Genomic DNA, 8,691 nt, shown 5'->3' with positions numbered 1-8,691 from the left:
TTCCAGTGCTGGCAAAAGCACGCTTGCAAGCCATTTAAGAAAGAAGTTACCTGTAGATTTTTGCTTTTACTCANCTGATCAACTTGCAGATGCAGGATTTCGCCCTATTGATCCTATAACAAGGGAATCGACAAGAAATAATTTTTTTCAGGGCTTTCACATGTCAATTGCTACATTTGCCCAAGCCAACAATCACTTATTGGTTGAACACATTATCGAACAACCTGAATGGTTTAATGAACTTAATACGATCCTAGCCCCTTTTGATGTATTTTGGGTTGGCGTTTTCGCACCTTTAGAAGTATTAAAACAAAGAGAAAAAAAACGTGGAAATAGAACAACCGGTGAAGCCGAATTTCATCTAAAAACACATGGTTTTTGTCATTATGATTGTGAAGTTGATACATCAGATTCTATTGAAAACTGTACCAATAAAATCATACGCGCCTGGAATTACAGATTTCGTAATATTCATGATTAAAAAAAGCCACCCGAAAGTGGCTTTGATTTCATGAAAAAGATTATTTTTTAAATGGTAATGCATATTTAAAAATACGACCAATGACTTGGCTATATTGCTTAAGCATACTGGCATTATTGTAATTTAGACCATATTTTTTACATACGGCTTCAACTTTTGGCCCCATTTGGCGGTAACGGCGGGCAGGAATATCTGGATATAAATGATGTTCAATTTGATGACTCAAATGTCCGGTCAAAATATGAAACGCTTCTGAACCTTTCAAATTTGAAGACCCACGAATCTGGCGCATATACCAGTGACCGCGACTTTCATTTTGCATAACAGTTTTTGGAAATACTTCAACGTCTTTTGTAAAGTGACCACAGAAAATCACACTAAACGTCCATACGTTACGTATACCATTCGCTACAAAATTTCCCGCAAATACTGGTAATGCTGCTGGCCCCGCAATCAGTGGAAAGAAAACATAATCTTTTAATAACTGTTTAGTGATTTTCTTTTGGGCAGGTTTCCACTCTTCTTTAAACTCAGCCTTAGTTTTACGACCACTCAGAACTTTACCGATTTCCAGATTTTGAATCGCCACTCCCCATTGGAACAAAGTGCAGAATGGGATGCTATATAGAGGTTGAAACATATACCCCCACCTCCAACGCTGTTCTGGAAATAAACGAACTAATCCATAGCCAATATCATCATCCATACCTTTGATATTAGTATAAGTATGATGTTTGAAATTATGCGTTTGACGCCAGTTATCAGAAGTCCCTACAGTATCCCACTCATAGGTTTTACCACTGAACTTCGGATCATTCATCCAGTCATATTGACCATGCATGACATTATGACCAAGTTCCATGTTTTCCATAATTTTGGCAAAACCTAGTAAGCCTGTACCTAACAGCCAAGCAGGCGGAAACCAGCCTGCAAACAAACACGCACGTCCCAACATACTGCTATAGCGTATGGTCGAATAAACACGGCGAATATATCTGGCATCTTTTTCACCGATATCGTCCACAACCTCCTGACGAATTGCATCGAGTTCACGAGCCAATTCATCTAATTCTGCTTGAGATAATTCACGATTTTTCGGGTTTTTAAAATATTGAATTTTAACTGGCATATTCATATAGATTTGCTCGCTTATAGATCAATGACTAAGTCAGATTGAGCTGAGTTAACACATATTCTGAGTTGATTACCTGGTTCAGGATTAAGACTTCCATCAAGCAGGTTTTTTGTTGAACCTTCAACTTTATGACAAACACATTTATGACAAATCCCCATACGGCAACCATGTGTCGGCTTAATATTCTGATGTTCAAGCGCCACTAAAATCGACTCACCTTTAGGAATAGCAACCACTTTGTTGGATTGAGTCAAAGTTACATTGACGAAGCCCACGTCATCATTTTCTATGGGTGTCATGCTAAATGCTTCACCCATAAATGCCTGTGCATTTTCAAACAATGTTTCAGCAGATGCCACAAAACCTGAAGGACCGCAGGCATAAACAATACTTTGAGACAATTCAGGAATAATATTTAAATGTTCTACATTTAAACGCTCATCAGGATCATCCGATTGCGTGTAATAAACATGTAGCTGTAGATTTGGGTATTGTTGTGCCAATTGTTCAAATTGCTGTAAATAAGCAGCATCGCCATGCTTTTTAACCCAATATAGAAGCTGAACATTCATTTGCTTTAATTTTGCGGTCTGCTTCAAAGACTGAATCAAACTATACATCGGGGTAATTCCACTACCCGCAGCAAGTAATACCAACGAAGTTGTATCTTTGGGTACCAGCATATCGCCATAAGGTGTCCCAAACTCAATAATGTCTCCAACTTGAGCCTGTTGGTTCAACCAAGAACTTACTAGCCCCTGTTCGACTTTTTTAACAGTAAGCACAACATGATCTGCATCTACATTGCTTAAACTATATGTACGCTCATAACGGCGACCATTAATCTCGACAGTAACAGGATGATGTTGACCTGCCAGGCCTTGTTTAAAAACACGGTTACAACGGATAGTCAAAGCAGTCATGTCGTTTGCAACATTTTCTTTTTTGACAATTTTCCCCAATGCCTGATTGACAGACCAAAGTGAATTCAGTTTTTTAAGCCAGAAGTTTACAGCATCTTTGTCATAAACACTGTCTACAAAAGTACTTAAAGGAGATTTTCTTTTTTCAATTGCATGCATAGTTAAGCTCACCACGCGGTTAATTTTTAATTATTATACACATGTATATATATTTGTATATATGCTTGTATTGTATCTAGACATTTCTTTTCTCTGACGAGCAAGGCTATAATGGGTAAATGCTCTTATTTGCTTGATAAATATGAATCCATCTTCCACCTATGAACCATTTGAGTTACCAGACCCTTCCGAACTCCCACCCATGAAGGCATCAGTTCGCACGGTTGGAAGAAAAGCAACGATCACCAAAGAAGAACTTTTTCAAGCAGCTTTAAACCTGATTGGTCCACAAAAAAGTATTGCATCTTTAAGTTTAAGAGAAGTTGCAAGAGAAGCTGGAATTGCGCCAAACAGCTTTTATCGTCATTTTAAAGATATTGACGAACTTGCAATTGAACTCATCGAGCGATCAGGCTTGGTACTGCGTCAAATTTTGCATGAGGCTCGCATCAAAGCAATCAAACAAAATAGTATTATTCGCAGTTCGGTACAGGTCTTTATCGAGCAACTTGATGCAGATGAAGGAAATCTGAGTTTATTATTACGTGAAGGTTACACAGGCTCGACATCTTATAAACAAGCTGTAGACCGCCAACTCAATTTCTTTCAACAAGAACTGCAGGAAGACCTGATCCGCTTGGAACGGATTAACAACAGTAAGCTTTCACATCCAGATCTTGTGGCCAAAGCTATTACACAACTTGTGTTTAATATGGGAGCTAAGGTGATTGACTTACCGCAAGTGGAACGTAAAGAAGTTGCAGAACAAACCATGATCATGATTCGAATGATTCTAGAAGGTGCCCGTCATCTAGACGAAGCTAAAATCATTTAAGGGCAACAATCAAGTATTGTCTGTTTTTTAATCATATTATTAAATCTGAATAGATAGCTTAAATGCTTTATCGATTGAGGGCTGAAGAAAATTCACCTATGGATGTGACTCTGGATTTTTACTCAAGTATGTATGCCCGTTTAATTCCCTTGATTTGCATTTAACGTATTTTTTTCAACCATCTAAAGCATTATCCGAATTCATATAACCATATTATTAAAAATGTAATAAAATATTAATGCAAACTTGTTCACATAGAATTAAGATTAAAACGATATAAAGAAAACTCGGTACGTTTTTAAATGTCTATGCCTTTTGCATATCTCATTTTAGTGTTAATCGAGTAATTTGGAATAACTTATGAACCCACTAATGTCTGAGAAACAATGCATTATTGCAAGTTATCTTTTAATGCTCATTTTTCTGATTTTACTTATTCCACTGCATTTTTTAGCCAGTTTTTTTGCTGGCTTTGTTATTTATGAAATTATCAATAGTCTTGCAAATGTCACTGAAAAATACATTGATGGACAACGTGCAAGGCTAACGATCAGTGTAATTTTAGGTATCATAATTGTCGCACTGCTTGTATTGGGAACGACTAGCCTTGTCAGTTTTATGCAACATGAAGTACAAGGCTCTGGTGTCAAAGCATTGAGTAACCAGGTCGATGCAACACTACAAAAGCTGCAAGTTGAAGTTGCACAATATATTCCTGGATTTATTCCATATAGCTTTCCCGAATTAAAAGACCAGATTTTTGATTTAATGAAAGACAATCTTTCGACACTTAAAAATACTGGGACAGGTGTTTTACACAACATCGCCACAATGTTAATTGGTATGATCATCGGGATCCTGGTTTCACTTAACCAGCTACATCGTGATCCTAATCAGCCTGCATTTAAACGAGCTTTAGTACAACGTATCGAAAACCTTTCTATTTCTTTTAAAAATGTCGTATTTGCCCAATTTAAAATTTCTACGATCAACACGATTTTATTTTTTATTTACTCGCATATCATTTTGCCAATCTTTGATGTGCATTTACCTTTTTCAAATACTTTAGTAATCCTGACCTTTATTTTTGGTCTCATTCCAATTGTTGGAAACTTGCTCTCCAACACCATCACCGTTATTTCAGGCTTAACCATCTCGGTAGCAATTGCCAGTATTTCCCTCCTATATCTAATCTTTATCCATAAACTTGAATATTTTATTAACGCTAAAATCATCGGTACTAAAATCCATGCCAAATCATGGGAGGTTTTACTTGCCATGCTGGTTTTCGAGTCATTATTTGGTTTAGCAGGTTTGATTGTTGCCCCAATCTTCTATGCTTACATCAAATTAGAACTTAAAGAAGCAGGAATGATTTAAAGGACAATAAAAAACAAAAAAAGCACCATTCAGGTGCTTTTTTTGTGAATAGAAATTAAGGCTTGACAACAACCAAAACCTGAATTGCCTCTGGTGTTACAGCTAAACCATCCAGTAAGGTCAATCCTTCTTTTTGCAATTTCTGTAAACGCTCAATTTCATCGACACGAATACTTGGATTAAATTGCTTTAAGTAAGTTAAACGATCAATTTCGTACTGCCATTTGCTACCATAAATTTCTTTTGCCTGTTCCTTTAATGCAGGCAATGAACTTTTGGCAATATCAAGTGCCTGTTTATAACGTTGTTCGATAATTTCACGACGAGCTTTGACCACTTGACGGCAGCTATTACTATCCAAATGGTGTAAATATGGCTTAATGATTTCAGGATCCAGTTTAGCTGAAATATCCTGTCCATTTTCAGTTAACAACACACGAATCAGTTGTGTTGGTAAACTTGATGGTAAACCTAAAGCTTTTGGTGCAACAACATCAACTTTAAACCAGACTTCGAGTAAAACAGATCCTTGTTTTAAGGCATTGGTTTTAAGTAATGCAACATTGGTACTTCCGAAAGATTGTGTACGGATCATCTCCATCACACTTTCAGTAAACGGATGCTCTAAAGTCAAATATTGTGCATCTTCACGAATCTGCGCCTGATCACGATAGAATGTTACCGTCATACCATCTTCATCAATATCCAGACCTTGTACCTGCATCTGGTCTGTTGGTTTGATGATCACAGTACCATTACTTTGTTCATCAAAATCAATGTTTGTTGATGCCATAAAGCGTTTCATAAACATTGGAAGCAAAGTATTATCGTCATAATCTTCAAGTGCTTGAACAATTTCCTGAGCCACCATTGGACGACATGAATTATATTCTAGCAAACGATCACGACCTTCCTGTAATTCTGCCTCGAGCGCTTGACGCTGAACATTTACCTCTTCAAGCAAATCTTCAAATTGTTGCCCTTTATCTGCAAGTAAACAATCTTTCAAATCAACAATAAAGTTTTCCTGCAAAGTCTGCGCAGTCGGTGAGATATTACTGAAAATATTCAATGCCTCATTGTACCAACGGAACATACGTTCTTGGGCAGTTCCAATCAGATATGGCACATGGATCTGAATACGATTTTCCTGACCAATACGATCAAGACGACCAATACGCTGTTCCAACACATCAGGGTTGGCAGGTAAATCAAATAAGACTAAATCTGAAGCAAACTGGAAGTTACGGCCTTCGGAACCAATTTCCGAACAAAGCAAAATCTGAGCACCATAAGAATCTTCTGCAAAATATGCAGCAGCCTGGTCACGTTCAAGTAAGCTCATGGCTTCATGGAACATGGCTGTACGGATACCCGCATGTAAACGTAAAGCATTTTCCAGGGCTTCAACAACTGGTCCACTACGTGCGATCAATAATACTTTTTTATGTTTTAGGTCAGTACGTAATCTTTCCATTAGCCAGTTAACACGTGGATCTGTTTCCATCCACAAGCCATCAAGCTGAGCTTCTTCTGGCCACATTTGCTCACGTAGTTTGCCATCTTTAGACCAGTTTTCTGGTGCAGGTAAAGCAGCTGGCTGGCAATCACGACCAGGAAACCCCTGAATTGCTTCACGGGTATTGCGGAATAAAATACGTCCTGTACCATGCCGATCCAATAACTCATGAATCGCACGGAAACGTTGTTCAGGTTCATCAGCAATTGGATGACCTAATAATTTTTCAACTGCTTCCAGATGTGCGGGTTCCAGTGGCAAATCAGACATCAACACTTCTGCAATTTTTGCAGTGGTATGATATTGCTCTTCTTCATCCAGAAAACGATCAAGTGCACTAAAACGCTGAGGATCAAGCAAGCGTAAACGTGCAAAATGGCTTTCTACACCTAACTGTTCAGGTGTTGCGGTAAGTAGTAATACGCCAGGTGTCTGTTCTGCAAATTCTTCAACCAGATCATAACGATCATTGCCACCCTCTTCTTCGCTCCACATCAAATGATGCGCTTCATCAACGACAAGAAGGTCGAAGCCTGCTTCTAGCGCTTGCTCACGTAAGTCATCATGGTCAATCATCAGATCGACACTGGCAATAATACATTGCTCAGTCAGGAATGGATTAAGCTCAGGATCATGTTCTTTAATCGATGCTGTACGCGTTAAGTCAAACAATGAAAATTGCAAATTGAAACGGCGGCGCATTTCAATCATCCATTGATACTGAAGTGAATCAGGTACCAAAATCAAAATACGCTCAGAACGACCAGTCTTGAGTTGTTGATGAATAATCAGGCCAGCTTCAATGGTTTTACCCAACCCCACTTCGTCAGCAAGCAGTACACGTGGCGCAAAACGTTTCCCCACTTCATGAGCAATATAAAGCTGATGTGGAATCAATCCTACACGGGCACCGACCAAACCACGTAATGGGCTGGTTTGCATATTGGCTTGCATCTGCATTGCTTCAATACGAAGGTCGTACCATTCTTTATAATCAATCTGACTGGCAAGCAAACGATCAAGAGGTTTTGAAAGCTGAATAGAAGCCCCTATGCGTGTTTCGTTTAAAGATTTACGCTCATCAGAGCCATCTTCCAGTTTGCGAACCACGTTATAACGGATTACACCATGACGATCTTCTAATGATTCAACAGTCCAGATATTACCTTCCTGATCCTGTACCTCATCATTAACATTAAAGACAATACGAGATAAAGGTGCGTTGTTACGCGCATAGACACGGGTTTCGTCGCTTTTCGGGAATAAAATACTGATTGATCTTTCATCAACATCAATCAGGACACCTAGCCCTAACTCAGTTTCTGTGTCTGATAACCAACGTTGACCAATAGCAAATTGCTGCAATTTTTCCACCTTTATTTCAATTTGGGTCTGTAAAAAGGTCACTCAAATCAGGAGATTATTTGAGCAAATTTTTACACCTTTACGCAATACATTTTGACATAAAGCTCACTAAAAAATGAGCACATTCAATATTTGTTTAAACATTTCCTAGAAAGGAACTGGACAATGAAATTGTACAAGCTCCTCTGTTTTAGGGTGATGAAAGCTTAATTTCTCTGCATGTAAACAAAGTCTGGAACTAAGCAACTGTTGTTCTCCCGTAGCATATAAAGTGTCCCCAAGTATGGGATGACCTAAATATTGCATATGCACGCGTAACTGATGAGAACGTCCTGTAACAGGTGTCAATTCTACACGTGTCACAGGATGCTCTTGAATTTTAAAATGTTCTATTGCCTTATAATATGTTAAAGCTGGCTTGTTGTGTGTCTGGTCAGCCATATGTAATGGTGGTCGTGTAGGATCATAAACCACAGGTACATCAATCATACCCTCACCATCTAGAATACCTGCAACCAGTGCCAGATAGGTTTTAGAGGTTTCTCGCTCCTGAAACTGGCGAGAAATGCTTTTCTGACCAAATTTAGATAATGCAAATACCAGAATACCCGAAGTATCACGGTCTAAGCGATGAATCAGAAGTGTTTTAGGTTCAATTTCAAGTAGACGGTTAATTACACAATCTTGTAAATCTTCAGTTTTTCCTGGAACTGTGAGTATTCCTGCTGGTTTATGGATAACCATAAAATCATCTTCACGATGTATCAGGTTCTCGATTAGAAAATTACTCAAGGCTCAGTTCCGCTGATCGTGCAAACAAGCGAGCAATGATAAGAATCTTGGCAAAAAATTACAATGGATATTTTCGATTATTTAAATGTGTTTTTTAAATCA

General features: G+C 38.3%; 7 protein-coding genes. 3 read left to right on the top strand and 4 right to left on the bottom strand.

What is annotated here, in order from left to right; all coding sequences use genetic code 11:
• Window positions 1–481 (top strand): phosphotransferase-like protein (locus tag KPC_RS15375; protein WP_121975236.1); only part of this gene is annotated, 481 nt, incomplete at its 5' end.
• A 40-nt stretch (window positions 482–521) separates the two neighbouring features.
• On the opposite strand, the gene KPC_RS15370 is transcribed toward KPC_RS15375, so the two are convergent.
• Complete coding sequence (locus KPC_RS15370; RefSeq protein WP_121975235.1) at window positions 522–1,616, bottom strand: fatty acid desaturase family protein; 1,095 nt, start codon at window positions 1,614–1,616, stop codon at window positions 522–524.
• A gap of 14 nt (window positions 1,617–1,630) precedes the next feature.
• Window positions 1,631–2,698, bottom strand: a complete 1,068-nt coding sequence (locus KPC_RS15365; protein ID WP_121975234.1) for a ferredoxin reductase — start codon at window positions 2,696–2,698, stop codon at window positions 1,631–1,633.
• 202 nt (window positions 2,699–2,900) lie between these two features.
• On the opposite strand from KPC_RS15365, the gene fabR reads away from it, so the two are divergent.
• Both fabR and KPC_RS15355 read left to right on the top strand, forming a co-directional pair.
• Window positions 2,901–3,533 (top strand): HTH-type transcriptional repressor FabR, encoded by a 633-nt coding sequence (gene fabR, locus KPC_RS15360; RefSeq protein WP_228212282.1) that lies wholly within the window; start codon window positions 2,901–2,903, stop codon window positions 3,531–3,533.
• Window positions 3,534–3,893: 360 nt separating this feature from the next.
• Window positions 3,894–4,913, top strand: a complete 1,020-nt coding sequence (locus tag KPC_RS15355) for an AI-2E family transporter (protein WP_121975232.1) — start codon at window positions 3,894–3,896, stop codon at window positions 4,911–4,913.
• Window positions 4,914–4,968: 55 nt separating this feature from the next.
• On the opposite strand, the gene rapA is transcribed toward KPC_RS15355, so the two are convergent.
• The gene (rapA, locus tag KPC_RS15350; protein ID WP_121975237.1) at window positions 4,969–7,806 is read right to left on the bottom strand and encodes an RNA polymerase-associated protein RapA; all 2,838 of its coding nucleotides are present in this window, start codon (window positions 7,804–7,806) and stop codon (window positions 4,969–4,971) included.
• Window positions 7,807–7,944: 138 nt separating this feature from the next.
• The gene (locus KPC_RS15345; RefSeq protein ID WP_121975231.1) at window positions 7,945–8,589 is read right to left on the bottom strand and encodes an RluA family pseudouridine synthase; all 645 of its coding nucleotides are present in this window, start codon (window positions 8,587–8,589) and stop codon (window positions 7,945–7,947) included.
• Window positions 8,590–8,691 lie beyond the last annotated feature (102 nt).

Origin of the sequence: Acinetobacter stercoris (genome assembly GCF_900323515.1) — a bacterium.
Lineage (GTDB): Bacteria > Pseudomonadota > Gammaproteobacteria > Pseudomonadales > Moraxellaceae > Acinetobacter > Acinetobacter stercoris.
Note: the sequence above shows the minus strand (reverse complement) of the source record. Positions and strands in the feature narration are given on the sequence as shown.